Source organism: Streptomyces sp. NPDC053431 (genome assembly GCF_044544925.1).
GTDB lineage: Bacteria > Actinomycetota > Actinomycetes > Streptomycetales > Streptomycetaceae > Streptomyces.
Genome location: NZ_JBITXX010000001.1, coordinates 1,067,461 through 1,081,551 on the forward strand (window position 1 = coordinate 1,067,461; position 14,091 = coordinate 1,081,551).

The window sequence follows — 14,091 nt, forward strand, 5'->3', positions numbered from 1 at the left end:
TCATGCCCTGACCTCGCGGTCGCGGAGCCCCCGGGGGTCGACGACCTCGCGGATGAGCCGCAGTTCCTCGGCGGTGGGCCGCCGGGTGGTGGGCACCTCGCCGTCGATCACGAGCTCGAAGCCGGTGGCGGCCCGTACGTCGTCGACGGTGACGCCCGGGTGCACGGAGGCGAGGCGCATCGCGTGGTCGGGAGTCGCGAAGTCGAGGACGGCGAGGTCGGTCACGACCCGGGGGAGGCGGTGGTACGGGCCGACGGCGTGGTCGTAGCCGACCCCGCTGATCATGTCGACCCGCTCCACGAAGACCCGGGGCGAGTGCTTGGGCACCCAGTAACTCACCGGGTTGTTGAGCGTGTTGACCGGCGCGCCGCGCACTCCCAGGAGCTGGCGGGCGGGCCGCCGCCAGTCGCCGATGCAGGAGATGTTCTGGTTGCCGTACCGGTCGATCTGGCTGGCGCCCATCATGACGTGCCGCTTGCCGCCGGTGACCATGGTCAGGTGCCTTCGGTACGGCAGCCATCCCTCGGGCCGCCCGTCGAGGCCGACGAGCAGCGCCTCGCCGTCGGTGAGCAGCAGGTCGGGGGAGAAGGTGCGCTTGGCCAGGCGGGCGCCGAAGCCGGGGATCAGGCCCATGGGGCTGGCCAGGACCTCGCCGTTGTCGCGCCAGGCCTCGGCGCAGGCCACCACGCAGTACTCGGCCCGGGTGATCCCGTCGGTGGTCACTTCCGCTCCTCCGTCCGCTCGTCGTGCCAGGCCCGCACGGCGTCCTGGTAGTCGTCCTCGCTCTTGCCGGACAGGAAGCGCGCGGCGAACTCGGGCCAGGGGGTGGTCGCGTAGAGCTTCTGGAAGGGCTCGTCGCGGTCGTGGTCGGGGACGCAGGAGGTGAAGTGCGCCCCGTTCGGGGTCTCGACGACGCCGGTGACGCTGTGCCGGGAGACGAGGAGGGTCTGCGGGACGGTGTCCGGGCCGAAGCCGTCGCCGCCGTCGGTGCCGTCGACGAGTCGTTCGCAGGAGACGTAAGCGGCGTCGGCGGCCTCGCAGAAGAGGTCGTCGAAGTACGGGTCGGGGCCGAGGTACTGCCCGTTGCCGAGCCGGTCGGCGCGGTTGAGGTGGACGAGGGCGGCGTCCATGCGCAGGGCGGGCACGGCGACGAACTCCTCGCCGTCCTCGTACGGGGAGGTGACCGTGCGCAGCTCCGGATTGACCCGCATGACGTCGGAGCCGAGGCCGGCCCGGACGGGCAGGAACGGCAGCCGGTTGGCGGCGGCGTGCAGGCCCCACATGAACATCGCCTCGTCGAGCTCGGTGAGGGCGAAGGCGCCGCGCTCGCGGGCCGCCCGGAAGTGCGGTTCGAGGGGGATGGAGTCCAGGGTGGCGAAGGGTGCGACGAGCCGGCGGATCCGGCCGGCGGCGGCCAGCAGGCCGACGTCGGGGCCGCCGTAGGAGATCACCGTGAGATCGGTGATCTCGGACCGGAGCAGCGCCCTGACCAGCGCCATCGGCTTGCGCCGGGAGCCCCAGCCGCCGATCCCGATCGTCATGCCGGAGCGCAGTCGGCCCACCACGTCCTCGGGGGTCATGGTCTTGTCGGTCATGCCCGCCGCTCCTTCCCGGCGGCCTCGGCGCCGAAGGTGTCGCGGACCCGGTCGGCGACGCCGCCGAGACCGGCCTCGAAGGTGAAGCCCTGCTCGAAGCGGTAGCTGCGGCGCACGTCGACCGGGTCGATGCCGTTGATGGCCGCCTTGGCGAGCCGGATGAGGGTGCCGTCCTTGGCCGCGATCTCGCCCGCGAGCTCCAGTGCGGCGGCGCGGAGCTCCTCGCGCGCGACCACCTTCCACACCGAGCCGTGGGCGTGCAGTTCGTGGGCGGTGGCGGTGCGCGAGGTGAAGTAGAGGGCGCGCATGAGGTGCTGGGGGACGAGCCGGGCGAGGTGGGTCGCGGCGCCGAGCGCGCCCCGGTCGAGCTCGGGCAGGCCGAAGACGGCGTCCTCGGCGGCCACGATCGCGTCCGCGTTGCCGACGAGCCCGATGCCCCCGCCCAGGCAGAAGCCGCCGACCGCCGCGACCACCGGCACCTCGCAGTCGTACACCGCCGCGAAGGCCTCCGCGCAGCCGTGGTTGACGCCGATGAGCGAGCCGTGGCCGGGGTCGCGCTGGAGTTCCTTGATGTCGACGCCCGCGTTGAAGCCGCGGCCCTCGGCGGCGAGGACGACACAGCGGACCTCGGGGTCGCGGCCGGCCGTGCGCACGGCGTCGGCCAGCTCGTACCAGCCCCGCACAGGAAGGGCGTTGACGGGTGGGAAGTCGACGGTGACCAGTGCGACGCCCTTGTCGGGGCGGGAGGTGGAGACACCCATGAGCGGATCAGCTACCTTTCCACCAAACGTTTGTTAGGTGACGCTGGGAGGAAGGTAGCAGCCGATGGAGCTGGACGGGAGGGTCGCCGTCGTCACCGGTGGAACCCGCGGAGTCGGCGCGGGCATCGCCCGGGCCTTCCTGCGGGCCGGGGCCGAGGTCGTGGTCTGCGCCCGCAGACCCCCCGACGAACCGGTCGCCGAGGGGGGCAGCGAGGCCGTGTTCGAGGCGGTCGACCTGCGGAGATCCGAGGACGTGAGCGCGTTCTTCGCCCGGGTCGCCGAGCGCTACGGGCGGCTCGACACGCTCGTCAACAACGCGGGCGGCACGCCGTACCGGCTGCTGGGCGAGGGCGACGGAGGGGCCGGAGGGGCCGGAGGAGCCGGAGGGGGCGGAGGGGCCGGAGGGGGCGGCGAGGACGGACGGGGCGAAGGGGACGGACGGGGCGGAGGGGCCGGAGGGGCCGGAGGTGACGCCGAGGGTGCCGGGCGGTGGGCCGGACGTGCCGCGAGAGCGGCCGAACGGCACGCCCGCGTGGTCGAGTTGAACCTCACCGCCCCGCTGATCGCCTCCCTCGCCGCGTACGAGTGGCTGCGTGCCGCCCGCGGCTCGATCGTCATGATCGGCAGCGTCAGCGGCACCCGCCCCTCCCCGGGCACCGCCGCCTACGGCGCCGCGAAGGCCGGCCTGGAGAACCTGGCCCGCTCCATGGCCGTCGAGTGGGCGCCCGAGGTCCGGGTCAACACCCTGGTCCTCGGCATGGTCAGGACCGAGCTGTCCCACCTGCACTACGGCGACGCCGAGGGCGTCGCCGCCGTCGGCCGCACGGTGCCGCTCGGCCGGCTCGCCGAACCGTCCGACGTCGGCGAGGCCGCGGTCTTCCTCGCCTCCGACCGGGCCGGCTACGTCTCCGGAGCCTCGCTCCTGGTCCACGGCGGCGGGGAACGCCCCGCCTTCCTGGACGCCGCAACCGTCAACAAGGAAAGCTGAGGAGAGCTGACATGGGACTGTGCGACGAACGAGTGGTCGTCGTGACGGGCGCCGGCCGCGGCCTCGGCCGCGCCCACGCGCTGGCCTTCGCCGCCGAGGGCGCCGAGGTCGTCGTCAACGACCTCGGCGTCGGCCTCGACGGCCGCCCCGGCCCCGACAGCCCGGCGGCCCAGGTCGTCGAGGAGATCCGGGCGGCCGGCGGCGCCGCCGTCGCCCACGGCGGGGACATCGCCACCGAGGAGGGCGCCGCCTCCCTCGTACGGACCGCCCTCGACACCTTCGGCCGGCTCGACACCCTGGTCAACAACGCGGGCTTCCTGCGCGACCGGATGCTCGTCAACCTCGGCGAGGAGGACTTCGACGCCGTCATGCGGGTCCATGTGAAGGGCCACTTCCTGCCGCTCCGGCACGCCGCCGCGCACTGGCGCGCCGAGGCCAAGGCGGGCCGCCCGGTGACCGCCCGCGTCGTCAACACCACCTCCGGCGCGGGCCTCCTCGGCAGCGTCGGCCAGGGCAACTACGCGGCGGCCAAGGCCGGGATCGTCGGGCTGACCCTCGTCGCGGCGGCCGAGATGGGGCGCTACGGCGTGCAGGTCAACGCCATCGCCCCGGCCGCGCGGACCCGGATGACCGAGCAGACCTTCGCGGGGCTCGCCGCGCTCCCCGAGGACGTCTCCCCGCTGGTGGTCTGGCTGGGCTCGGCCGCCTCCGCCGGGGTGACCGGGCGGGTCTTCGAGGCCGAGGGCGGCCGGCTCACCGTCATGGAGGGCTGGCGCCCCGGCCCGACGGCGGACAAGGGCGCCCGCTGGACGCCGGCCGAGGCGGGGGAGGCGGCCCTGAAGCTCCTCGCGGACTCGGAGCCGCCCCAGCCGGTGTACGGCGCGTAGCCCGGCCGGGGCGTCGCCCGCCCCCCGCTTCAGTCCGTGCGCCCGCCGCAGCAGCCTCCCCCTCCCTCGCCCCCGAGCAGGCCGCCACCCTCGGAGCGGTCCGTGCGGTCCGTGCGGTCCGTGCGGTCCGTGCGGTCAGGGTGCTCCGTACGGTCCGGGTGCTCCGGGTGGTGGGAGCCCGAGCCATGCGGGTGATCCGGGTGATCCGGGTGATCCGGGTGGCCCGGGTCCTGCGGGCCCGAGCCATGCGGGTGGTCCGGGCGGTCCTGGTGGTCCGGGTGGCCCGGGCCCTGGCGTCCCGGGTCGTGCGGGTGGTCCGGGTGGTCGGGGTGGTGCGGGCCGCACGGGCCCGGTGCGTCGGGCCGGTGGGGGCCGCACGGGCCGCAGGGGCCGTGCGGTGGGTGGCTCAGGCAACGGCACAGGATCCGGAGCAGGCCCGCGAGGCTCCGCTCGCCGCACGGGTCGCACGGGTCGCACGGGCCGCATGGGTCGCACGGTTCACCCCCCGGCGGCACGGGCGCGCCGGGCACGACCACCGGCGGGCGGCCGGGCTGCGAGACGACGATGCCGGGGGCGCCCGGAGCGCCCGGAACCCACGTGACCGGCACGGTGTAGCTGCCGTCGCCGTTGTCCTTCACCGGGCCGGTGACCGTGGTCCCGGCCGCGCCGCCGACCGGGAGCAGGTCGGACCGGCCGGGGCCGACGTGGTTGCCGTACCGGTCGCGCGGCACGAACGTGAGCGTGCCGCCGTCCGGTCCGCCGGCGACGGTGACGGACGTCCGGCCGGGGTCCACGGAGACGTCGACGTGCACCGTCCACTGCGTCTCGCGGCTGGAGTAGCAGCCCTCCCCGTACACGGCCCGGGCGTGGAAGGTGTGGTTGCCCTCCACCGTCAGCGCGTCCGTCAGCGGGTTGCCGAACAGGCCGCCGGGCTCGAACGCGCCCTCCGTGTGCGCCGGGTCGTTGAAGAGCGGGAAGGTCTCGTCCGTGTAGCCGAACAGGGGCCTGCCGGCTGCCTTCTCCAACGCCCGCAACGTCGCCTGCCGGGCCGGGATCGTGTCGCCGCCGACCGTGACGGGGGCGCCGAGGCCCGCCTGGGTGAGCAGGTTGCCCGCGCCGGCGGCCGGCCGGGTGAGCGTCAGGTCGACGCGGGGGCCGTGCGGGCTGCCGCCCTGCGCGTAGTGGAGCAGCACCAGGGGGTTGACCACGTCGCCCGTGTAGACGCGGGAGGGGCCCGGCATCCGGTCGAGCCGCGGCCCGCCGGAGGCCACCACCTGGACGAAGTACCGCAGGTCCACCCCGGGCGGCGGGATCTCGCCGCCGCCCGGCCGGAACACCTGCACCCGCCATTGGCCGTCCCGGCTCTCGCCCTGCGGCAGCGGCACGCGCAGGAAGGTCCAGGTGCCGCCGCTCTCGGAGACGACCCCCGCGGCGGAGGTGGAGACGGAGGCGCCGCTCGGGGTCACCAGCGAGATCCTCAGCGTCCCGTCCGGGTTGTCCCAGCCGACCACGACGGTCAGGGACTCCTCCCCGCACACGTGGAACGGGAGCGGGTCGCCGCGCCGGACGGCCGCCGGCATGTCGAACTCGGGGTCGAGCAGCGCTCCCGACTCGAAGATGTTCCCGAAGGCGAGGCCGAAGAACTTCTTCAGCGCGAGCCCGTTCCCGGCCCGGGTGTACAGCCCGTTGTGGTCCTGGGTGAGCCGGGTGAGCAGCGCTCCGTCGAGGCTGGTCTCGGTGCCGAAGCCCACCGCGTTGACGTCGATGCCGGCGAGGGAGGCCTCGACGTCCGCCACCATCGGCGGCGTGTTCTGCAGGCCGTCGGTGAGCAGCAGGATCGCGCGCGGGTTGGCGCCGGGCGCCGGGAACTGGCCGCGGGCGGCGCCGAGTCCGCCGCCGAGCGTCGTCATGCCGCCGGGCACGAGGCCGCCGACGACTCCGCCGGCGAACGGCGGCGGGCCGACCAGGGTCGTCTTGGCGGCGTCGGTCACCGGTGCCAGGGCGAAGTCCACGGGCGAGCTCGCCGAGGTGGAGAAGGACACCAGACCGAGCCTGTTGCCGCCGCCCGCGCGCACCAGGCGCACGAACAGCGAGGCCGCGTCCCGGGCCTCCTCGATCTTGGTGCGGTCACGGCCGGTGCCCGCCTTGTCCTGCATGCTGCCGGAGCGGTCGAGAACGATCATGACGTCCTTGCCGACCGCGGGCCCCGGCACGTCGGCGAGGTCGCGGAGCATGCTCGCCGTCGGGTAGTAGTGCAGCCGGCACCGGCTGCCGTTGGACAGCACCCCGACGACCCGGCCCGAGGTGTCGAAGAGCCCGGAGCCGGAACTGCCGCCCGACACGTCGAAGTCGGTGTCGAGGGCGGTCGTCGAGCTGGACAGCAGGCTGCCGAACGAGGCGTGCGGAGGCGACAGCTTCTTCACCGCCCCGTTGGGATGGTGGATCCCGAACACGGCCTCGCCGGCCGCGGGCAGGTCCGGCCTGATCGGGACCGGGGTGATGCCGAGCCCCGCGGCGGGCACCTCCAGCTGCAGCAGGCAGTAGTCCCCGCCCGCGTCGTACCGGTGCCGGAGCACCTTGACGACCTTGTGGAAGCGGGCCGCGTACCCGGCGGGACGGGCGCCCGAGCAGTCCGTCGCGTAGTCGAAGGTGACCGAGGCCGAGGCGGCCTCGCCCGCGACGTCCTCCAGGCAGTGTCCGGCGGTCAGCACCACGTTCGGCTCGACGAGGGTCACCGAGCAGGTCGAGAAGGAGTCGCCGTGGGCCGCCACGATCATGCCGACGCTCTTCGCGACCCGGGCGCGCACGTCCGAGGCGGGCGTCGCGCACGCCGCGTTCTCCCAGTTCGGCGGTGTGCGGCAGAACCAGAACGGGTCGTACTTCGGCTCCGTGTAGACCGCCTCGCCCAGGAACGGGTCGCTGTTGGAGAAGGCCGTCGGGTCCTGCTCGCCCGCGTGCCGCTCCCCGCGCGCGTACCTGTCGAGCGTCGCGCCGCCGGTGGGCGCCCCGCTCGTGACGTAACGGATCGGCACCCGCCCGCCCGGGAAGGCGTACACGTTGACCGGCCGTGTCCAGAACACGGGCCCGTCGGCGGCCGTGAACACGTCCTTCCCGTAGCCGAGGTCGACCTCCAGGCGGTTGTTGCCCGGCAGGGCCACGTCGCGGAAGTGCAGGACGACCAGCTTGGTGCCGGACGGCGCGGGGACCCACGGGAAGTCGAAGGCCCAGGTGCCGGGCGAGGTCGGCGGCGCACCCGACGCCGGCCCCACGGTGACCGGGGGCGACAGCGTCTGCACCGTGCCGGTGATGTGCGACATGGCCTCTCCTGAGGGGTTGTCGGTCTGTCCCGCAGCCGTCGAGTCGCGGGCACGGCGAGACGTACCCAACCAACTACTCTACGTAATCGTGGCTGGTGGGGGCGTGAAGGAGTGCGCAGGGCACCAGGAGAGTGCACGCGGCGGCGCTCTTTCCCGGTCAGTGGGAACGGGCGCTCCCCGGCGGCCGCGCGCCCGGCCTACGGTCGGCGCACTCGTCACCGCCCCGGAAGGAGCTCGCATGCTCACCGACCGGCTCCTGCGGCAGGCCGCCGACCGGCTGCGCTCCGCCGAACACGCCCGAACCCCCGTCGCGCCCCTCACCGAGACCTTTCCGGACCTCGGTGCCGCCGACGCCTACCGCGTCCAGCTCCTCAACGTCCGGGCCCGCACCGCCGCCGGCGCCACTGTGGTCGGGCACAAGGTCGGCCTCTCGTCGCCGGTGATGCAGCGCATGATGGGCGTCGACGAACCCGACTACGGCCACCTCCTCGACGACATGCGCCTGGACCCCGGCACCCCCGTCGACACCGCCGCCTACTGCGCGCCCCGCATCGAGGTCGAGGTCGGCTTCGTCCTCGGCGCGGATCTCCCCGGCGCCGGCTGCACCACCGCCGACGTCCTCGACGCCACCGAACTCGTCGTCCCCGCCGTCGAGCTGATCGACAGCAGGATCGCCGACTGGCGCATCGGCATCGCCGACACGATCGCCGACAACGCCTCCTCCGCCGGCTTCGCCACCGGCCCCGGCACCGACCCCCGCGGCCTCGACCTGACGGCGATCGACGCCCGGCTCCGCGAGGACGGGACGGTCGTCGCGGAGGGCCGCAGCGACGCCGTGCTCGGCGACCCGGCCGCCGCCGTCGCCTGGCTCGCCAGGACCGTCGACCGGTTCGGGGTCCGGCTGCGGCGCGGGCACCTCGTCCTGCCGGGCTCCTGCACCCGGGCCGTGGACGTGGCCCCCGGCCGTACCTACACCGCCGACTTCGCCGGCCTCGGCTCCGTGTCCCTGTCCTTCCGCTGACCCCAGCCGCCACCCCGAGGGAACGATGACCACGCTCACCGCCGCCATCGTCGGCTCCGGCAACATCGGCACCGACCTGCTGTACAAACTCCTCCGCTCCCCGCACATCGAGCCCCGCTGGATGATCGGCGTCGACCCGGACAGCGAAGGACTCGCCCGGGCCCGCCGCCTCGGCCTGGAGACCGGTCACGAGGGCGTGAACCCGCTCCTGGCCCGCGCCGAGCTGCCCGACCTCGTCTTCGAGGCGACCTCCGCCGCCGTCCACCGCGCCAACGCCCCCCGCTACGCCGAGCTCGGCATCCGCGCGATCGACCTCACCCCCGCCGCCGTCGGCCCGGCCGTCGTCCCGCCGGTGAACCTGACCGAGCACCACGACGCGCCGAACGTCAACCTGATCACCTGCGGCGGTCAGGCCACCATCCCGATGGTGCACGCCGTCTCCCGCGTCGTCCCCGTCCCGTACGCCGAGATCGTGGCCTCCGTGGCCTCGCTCTCCGCCGGACCCGGGACCCGCGCCAACATCGACGAGTTCACCCGGACCACCGCCCGCGGCATCGAGACCATCGGCGGCGCCGCCCGCGGCAAGGCGATCATCATCCTCAACCCCGCCGAGCCGCCGGTCATCATGCGCGACACCGTCTTCTGCGCGATCCCCGAGGACGCCGACCGCGAGGCGGTCGCCGCGTCCGTCAAGCAGACGGCGGAGGACGTACGGGCGTACGTGCCCGGCTACCGGCTGCGCGCGGAGCCGCAGTTCGACGACCCGTCCGACGTCAACGGCGGCATGGCCCGGGTCGCGATCTTCCTGGAGGTCGAGGGCGCCGGGGACTACCTCCCGCCGTACGCCGGAAACCTCGACATCATGACCGCCGCCGCCACCAAGGTCGGCGAGGAGTTCGCCAAGGAGCGCGCGAAGTGACCGACACCCAGGCGAGCGAGACCCACGCGCACGACCCCCGGGAGACCGGCGACCGGTCGGCCCCCGCGCGGACCGCGGCCGCCCCGCCCACCGCCATCCGCATCACCGACACCTCCCTCCGCGACGGCTCCCACGCCAAGCGCCACCGGTTCACACCCGAGGACGTCCGGGCGGTCGTCGGCGCCCTGGACGAGGCCGGCGTGCCCGTGATCGAGGTTGCGCACGGCGACGGGCTCGGCGGGTCCTCCTTCACCTACGGCTTCTCCCGGACGCCCGAGCAGGAGCTGATCAAGACCGCCGTCGCCACCGCCCGGCGCGCCAGGATCGCCTTCCTCATGCTGCCCGGCCTCGGGGTCAAGGACGATATCCGGGCCGCCCACGCCAACGGCGCCCGGATCTGCCGCATCGCCACCCACTGCACCGAGGCCGACATCTCCGTCCAGCACTTCGGCCTCGCCCGCGAGATGGGCCTGGAGACCGTCGGCTTCCTGATGATGGCCCACTCCACCAGCCCCGAGAACCTCGCCCGCCAGGGCCGGATCATGGCCGACGCCGGCTGCCAGTGCGTCTACGTCGTCGACTCCGCCGGCGCCCTCGTCATGGACGAGACCGCCGACCGGGTCGCCGCCCTCGTCGCCGAACTCGGCGACGACGCCCAGGTCGGCTTCCACGGCCACGAGAACCTCGCCCTCGGCACCGGCAACTCCATCGCCGCCGTCAGGGCCGGCGCCCGCCAGATCGACGGCTCCACCCGGCGCCTCGGCGCGGGCGCCGGCAACACCGCCGTCGAGGCCCTCGTCGCCGTCTGCCACAAGATGGGCATCCGCACCGGCATCGACGTCCTGAAGATCGTCGACGCGGCCGAGGACGTCGTCCGGCCGATCATGGACGAGGAGTGCCGCCTCGACCGGCTCGCCCTGCTCATGGGCCACGCCGGCGTCTACTCCAGCTTCCTCAAGCACGCCTACCGGCAGGCCGAGCGCTACGGGGTGTCCGGCGCGGAGATCCTGCTGCGCGCCGGACAGCGGCGCCTGGTCGGCGGCCAGGAGGACCAGCTCATCGACATCGCCGTCGAACTCGCCGCCCAGTCCGCCACCGCACGCACCCAGGAGGTGTGATGACCATCGACAGCGCTCCCGGCGACGGTCCCCGCGTCATCGAGGCCGCCGCGCTCCCCGCCCGCTACGCCCGCGGCTGGCACTGCCTCGGCCTCGCCGCCGACTTCAGGGACGGCCGGCCCCACGAGATCGCCGCCTTCGGCACCAAGCTCGTGGTCTTCCAGGGCGAACAGGACGGCGAACTGCACGTCCTCAACGCCTACTGCCCCCACATGGGCGGCAACCTCGCCCACGGCACCGTCAAGGGCGACGCCGTCGCCTGCCCCTTCCACGACTGGCGCTGGTCCGGCGACGGCCGCTGCGCCGGCATCCCGTACGCCCGCCGCGTCCCGCCCCGGGCCCGCACCCGCGCCTGGCTCACCCTGGAGCGCAACCGCCAGCTCTTCGTCTGGCACGACCCGGAGGGCAACCCGCCGCCGCCCGGGGTCACCATCCCGGAGATCGAGGGCCTGGACAGCGGCGAGTGGTCCGACTGGTCCTGGAAGACCGCCTTCGTCGACGGCTCCCACTGCCGCGAGATCGTCGACAACATCGTGGACATGGCGCACTTCTACTACGTGCACTACGCCTTCCCCACCCACTTCAGGAACGTCTTCGACGGGCACATCGCCACCCAGTACCTGGAGTCCACCCCGCGCCAGGACAGGGACCTCGGCAACCTCAGCGCCCCGCTGCGCTCCGACGCCTCCTACTACGGCCCCTCCTACATGATCGACCGCGTCTGGTCCGACATCGGCGGCGGCGTCGAGATGGAGAGCGTCCTCATCAACTGCCACTACCCGGTCGACGCCGACAGCTTCGTCCTCCTCTACGGCACGACCGTGCGCAAGCTCCCCGGCATGACCGACCAGCAGGCCGACGAGGCCGCGCGGCTGTTCACCACCGGGCTCGCCGTCGGCTTCGAGCAGGACATCGAGGTGTGGCGCAACAAGACCCGCATCGACAACCCGCTGCTCAGCGAGGAGGACGGGCCGGTCTACCAGCTCCGGCGCTGGTACGAGCAGTTCTACGTCGACGCCGCCGACGTCAAGGACGAGATGACGCGCCGCTTCGAGTTCGAGATCGACACGACCCGGGCCAACGAGGCCTGGCACGCCGAGGTCGCCGCCAACATCGCCGCCCGACAGGGCAGCGGGTCCTGATGCGCGCCGTGGAGTGCGGCGCCTGCGGCAACCAGGTGCTGTGCGTGAAGTTCAGCCCGGCGCACACCGCGGTGCAGTGGACCGAGGAGGCCGCCGCCGTCTGCCCGGCCATCGCCGCCCGGGTCGCGGCCGGCGAGCCGTCCGCCCGGGTACGGGCCTGCGCCGCGCTCCGCGACAGCATCGACGCCGCCGTCGCGGCGGGGGAGCTGGAGGTGACCGGTGCCTGGTAGCCGGACGGTCCGGGTGGTCGAGGCGGTCCGCGAGACCGCCGACGCCGTCTCGCTGGTCCTCGACCCCGGCGCGGACGGACTCGCCTACCGTCCGGGGCAGTTCCTCACGGTACGGATCCCCGGCGGCGGCGCCCGCTGCTATTCGCTGGCCAGCTCCCCGCACACCGGGGAGCCGCCGCGGATCACCGTGAAGCGGGTGCCGGGCGGAACCGGTTCGGGCTGGATCTGCGACCGGGTGGCGGTCGGCGACACGCTGGAGGTGCTGCCGCCGGCCGGCACCTTCGGCCCCACCGGCCTCGACCGCGACCTGCTGCTCGTGGCCGGCGGCAGCGGCATCACCCCGGTGGTGTCGGTCGCCAAGTCGGCGCTGGCCGCGGGACGGGCGCGGGTGGCGCTGCTGTACGCGAACCGGGACCAGGCCTCGGTCATCTTCCGCGACGAACTGCGCGAGCTCGCCGAGGACTTCCCGGGCCGCTTCACCCTGACGCACTGGCTGGAGTCCCTGCAGGGTCTGCCCACCCCCGAACTCCTCGCCCCGCTCCTGGCCCCGCACGCCGACCGGGACGCGTACCTGTGCGGCCCGGTCCCGCTGATGGACGCGGCGGAGACCGCGCTACGGGCGGCGGGCGGGCGCACGGTCCACCGCGAGCGGTACTTCTCGCTGAGCTCGGACGTGTTCGCCGGGCCGGACCCGGTGTCCGCCGCACCGGATGACGCCTGGACCGCGCAGGTGCGCCTCGACGGCGCCGCCCACACCGTCACCGGCGGCCCCACCACCCCGCTCCTCGACGCCCTGCTCGCCGCCGGCGTGGACGCCCCGTACTCCTGCCGCGAGGGCGCGTGCGCGGCCTGCGCCTGCCGGGTCACGGCGGGCGGGGCGAAGATGGCCCGCAACGAGGTCCTGGACGCGACGGACCTGGCGGAGGGCTACGTACTGGCCTGTCAGGCGGTGCCGGTGGGCGACCTGATCGAGGTCACGTACGACTGAGACGGCGCCGCACGGCGCGCAAGGGGGCTCGGTGAAGGCACCGGGCCCCCTTCCGCGTCCCGCCTGCGGAGCCGCGCCGGCCTACATCCAGTCGCTGAACCGCAGCCACCCCATCATCGACTCCATCTCCCGTTCCGAGACCCGCCCGCGCGCCGCCGGCCCGCGGTCCGCCGTCGCGCGCGGTTCCGTCCGCCGGCCGGGGCCGTGCAGGTCGTGCCAGATCGCCCGCGCGCGGGCGGCGACCGTCGGGACGAGCCGGTCGAGGTCGCGGTGGAGGCCGTGGCCGGAGACGGAGAGGGCGGCGATCGCGCGGCCCGCGCCGCGCAGCGGGACGGCGACGCAGGAGACGCCGCGGTAGGTCTCCTCGCGGTCGAAGGCGGCGCCGCGCGCGGCGGCCGCGGCGAGTTCGGAGCGCAGGGCGACGGGGCCGACCAGGGTGCGCGGGGTGAGCGGGCGCAGGCGGCGGGCGAGGACCCGGCCGAGGGCGGCGGGGTCGCCGAAGGCGAGCAGGGCCTTGCCGGAGGCGGTGGAGTGGGCGGGCAGCCGGCCGCCGGCCCGGGAGGGCACGGCGGAGTCCTCGGAGCCGCCGATGCGTTCGAGGCAGAGAACGCCGTCGACGCCGTCGACGCCGCCGTCCAGGACGGACAGGTGGACGAGGTGGCCGGTGGACTCGTGCAGGGCGTGCAGGTGCGGGAGGGCGGCACGGCGCAGCCGGTTGTGGTGGGCGGCGAGCGCGCCGAGCTCCAGCATCCGTACGCCCATGCGGTAGTCGCGGCCCTCGCGGTCGAGCCAGCGCAGCCGGACCAGCTGGTCGAGGATGCGGTGGGCGGAGGAGCGGGGGACGCCGGAGCGCCGGATGACCTCGGTGAGGGAGAGGCGGGGCTCGGCGCCCTCGAAGGCGGCGAGCACCCGGGCCGCCTTGTCGAGGAGGGACGGCGTGGCCGGTGCGGGGCCGACGAGCTCGGCGGTCATGAGGCCTCCCCAGGTGGGACGGGGTCCGTGTGGTTGGCGCAGACCCTGCCACGGCCCGGCGGCGCGGCGGAAGACGGCTGCACGAACTATTTCGAATAGGTATAAGCGGTCGGTGTGGCGGCGGCTCGGCGGACGGCTTCCCGCTCAGCGGGA

At 74.4% G+C, this 14,091-nt stretch carries 13 protein-coding genes; 8 read left to right on the plus strand and 5 right to left on the minus strand.

Translation table 11 applies throughout. The features are described 5' to 3' along the window. The 3 genes from ACIGXE_RS04740 to ACIGXE_RS04750 are packed head-to-tail and all read right to left on the minus strand — an operon-like array spanning position 1 to position 2,356. Positions 1-723: a CoA-transferase subunit beta gene (locus ACIGXE_RS04740; RefSeq protein ID WP_399742994.1), complete on the minus strand. Its 723-nt coding sequence runs from the start codon at positions 721-723 to the stop codon at positions 1-3. Continuing rightward, positions 720-1,595, minus strand: a complete 876-nt coding sequence (locus tag ACIGXE_RS04745) for a CoA transferase subunit A (protein ID WP_399742997.1) — start codon at positions 1,593-1,595, stop codon at positions 720-722. Before ACIGXE_RS04745 ends, ACIGXE_RS04740 begins: the two co-directional genes overlap by 4 nt. Further along, positions 1,592-2,356: an enoyl-CoA hydratase family protein gene (locus tag ACIGXE_RS04750; RefSeq protein WP_399742999.1), complete on the minus strand. Its 765-nt coding sequence runs from the start codon at positions 2,354-2,356 to the stop codon at positions 1,592-1,594. Before ACIGXE_RS04750 ends, ACIGXE_RS04745 begins: the two co-directional genes overlap by 4 nt. A 64-nt stretch (positions 2,357-2,420) precedes the next feature. Between ACIGXE_RS04750 and ACIGXE_RS04755 the strand changes: the two genes are divergently transcribed. Further along, positions 2,421-3,344: an SDR family oxidoreductase gene (locus ACIGXE_RS04755; protein ID WP_399743001.1), complete on the plus strand. Its 924-nt coding sequence runs from the start codon at positions 2,421-2,423 to the stop codon at positions 3,342-3,344. An 11-nt stretch (positions 3,345-3,355) separates the two neighbouring features. Continuing rightward, a complete protein-coding gene (locus tag ACIGXE_RS04760; RefSeq protein ID WP_399743004.1) occupies positions 3,356-4,231 on the plus strand; it encodes an SDR family oxidoreductase in 876 nt (291 codons plus the stop codon). A 29-nt stretch (positions 4,232-4,260) separates the two neighbouring features. Here ACIGXE_RS04760 and ACIGXE_RS04765 read toward each other — a convergent pair whose 3' ends face one another. Next, positions 4,261-7,548: a trypsin-like peptidase domain-containing protein gene (locus tag ACIGXE_RS04765; RefSeq protein ID WP_399743007.1), complete on the minus strand. Its 3,288-nt coding sequence runs from the start codon at positions 7,546-7,548 to the stop codon at positions 4,261-4,263. A 238-nt stretch (positions 7,549-7,786) separates the two neighbouring features. Here ACIGXE_RS04765 and ACIGXE_RS04770 point away from each other — a divergent pair, with 238 nt between their 5' ends. The 6 genes from ACIGXE_RS04770 to ACIGXE_RS04795 all read left to right on the plus strand — a co-directional run bounded on the left by ACIGXE_RS04770 (position 7,787) and on the right by ACIGXE_RS04795 (position 12,966). Beyond that, on the plus strand, positions 7,787-8,569 hold the full coding sequence (locus ACIGXE_RS04770) for a 2-keto-4-pentenoate hydratase (RefSeq protein WP_399743010.1): 783 nt from the start codon (positions 7,787-7,789) through the stop codon (positions 8,567-8,569). Between the two features lie 25 nt (positions 8,570-8,594). Further along, positions 8,595-9,488, plus strand: a complete 894-nt coding sequence (locus tag ACIGXE_RS04775; protein ID WP_399743013.1) for an acetaldehyde dehydrogenase (acetylating) — start codon at positions 8,595-8,597, stop codon at positions 9,486-9,488. 95 nt (positions 9,489-9,583) lie between these two features. Next, a complete protein-coding gene (dmpG, locus tag ACIGXE_RS04780; protein WP_399743776.1) occupies positions 9,584-10,606 on the plus strand; it encodes a 4-hydroxy-2-oxovalerate aldolase in 1,023 nt (340 codons plus the stop codon). Next, positions 10,606-11,748, plus strand: a complete 1,143-nt coding sequence (locus ACIGXE_RS04785; protein ID WP_399743015.1) for a Rieske 2Fe-2S domain-containing protein — start codon at positions 10,606-10,608, stop codon at positions 11,746-11,748. Before dmpG ends, ACIGXE_RS04785 begins: the two co-directional genes overlap by 1 nt. Beyond that, complete coding sequence (locus ACIGXE_RS04790; protein WP_399743018.1) at positions 11,748-11,978, plus strand: hypothetical protein; 231 nt, start codon at positions 11,748-11,750, stop codon at positions 11,976-11,978. Before ACIGXE_RS04785 ends, ACIGXE_RS04790 begins: the two co-directional genes overlap by 1 nt. Further along, a complete protein-coding gene (locus tag ACIGXE_RS04795; protein ID WP_399743021.1) occupies positions 11,968-12,966 on the plus strand; it encodes a 2Fe-2S iron-sulfur cluster-binding protein in 999 nt (332 codons plus the stop codon). The genes ACIGXE_RS04790 and ACIGXE_RS04795 overlap by 11 nt, the downstream gene beginning before the upstream one ends. A gap of 81 nt (positions 12,967-13,047) precedes the next feature. Here the strand turns inward: ACIGXE_RS04795 and ACIGXE_RS04800 are convergent, their stop codons facing one another. Then, a complete protein-coding gene (locus ACIGXE_RS04800) occupies positions 13,048-13,938 on the minus strand; it encodes an IclR family transcriptional regulator (protein ID WP_399743024.1) in 891 nt (296 codons plus the stop codon). Positions 13,939-14,091: the final 153 nt, after the last annotated feature.

Excerpts from the sequence above, each read along its gene's own strand:
- ACIGXE_RS04760 (WP_399743004.1), top strand. The coding sequence starts at position 3,356 with ATGGGACTGTGCGACGAACGAGTGGTCGTCGTGACGGGCGCCGGCCGC.
- ACIGXE_RS04745 (WP_399742997.1), bottom strand. The coding sequence starts at position 1,595 with ATGACCGACAAGACCATGACCCCCGAGGACGTGGTGGGCCGACTGCGC.
- ACIGXE_RS04770 (WP_399743010.1), top strand. The coding sequence starts at position 7,787 with ATGCTCACCGACCGGCTCCTGCGGCAGGCCGCCGACCGGCTGCGCTCC.
- ACIGXE_RS04785 (WP_399743015.1), top strand. The coding sequence starts at position 10,606 with ATGACCATCGACAGCGCTCCCGGCGACGGTCCCCGCGTCATCGAGGCC.
- ACIGXE_RS04800 (WP_399743024.1), bottom strand. The coding sequence starts at position 13,938 with ATGACCGCCGAGCTCGTCGGCCCCGCACCGGCCACGCCGTCCCTCCTC.
- ACIGXE_RS04750 (WP_399742999.1), bottom strand. The coding sequence starts at position 2,356 with ATGGGTGTCTCCACCTCCCGCCCCGACAAGGGCGTCGCACTGGTCACC.
- ACIGXE_RS04765 (WP_399743007.1), bottom strand. The coding sequence starts at position 7,548 with ATGTCGCACATCACCGGCACGGTGCAGACGCTGTCGCCCCCGGTCACC.
- ACIGXE_RS04790 (WP_399743018.1), top strand. The coding sequence starts at position 11,748 with ATGCGCGCCGTGGAGTGCGGCGCCTGCGGCAACCAGGTGCTGTGCGTG.
- ACIGXE_RS04755 (WP_399743001.1), top strand. The coding sequence starts at position 2,421 with ATGGAGCTGGACGGGAGGGTCGCCGTCGTCACCGGTGGAACCCGCGGA.
- ACIGXE_RS04775 (WP_399743013.1), top strand. The coding sequence starts at position 8,595 with ATGACCACGCTCACCGCCGCCATCGTCGGCTCCGGCAACATCGGCACC.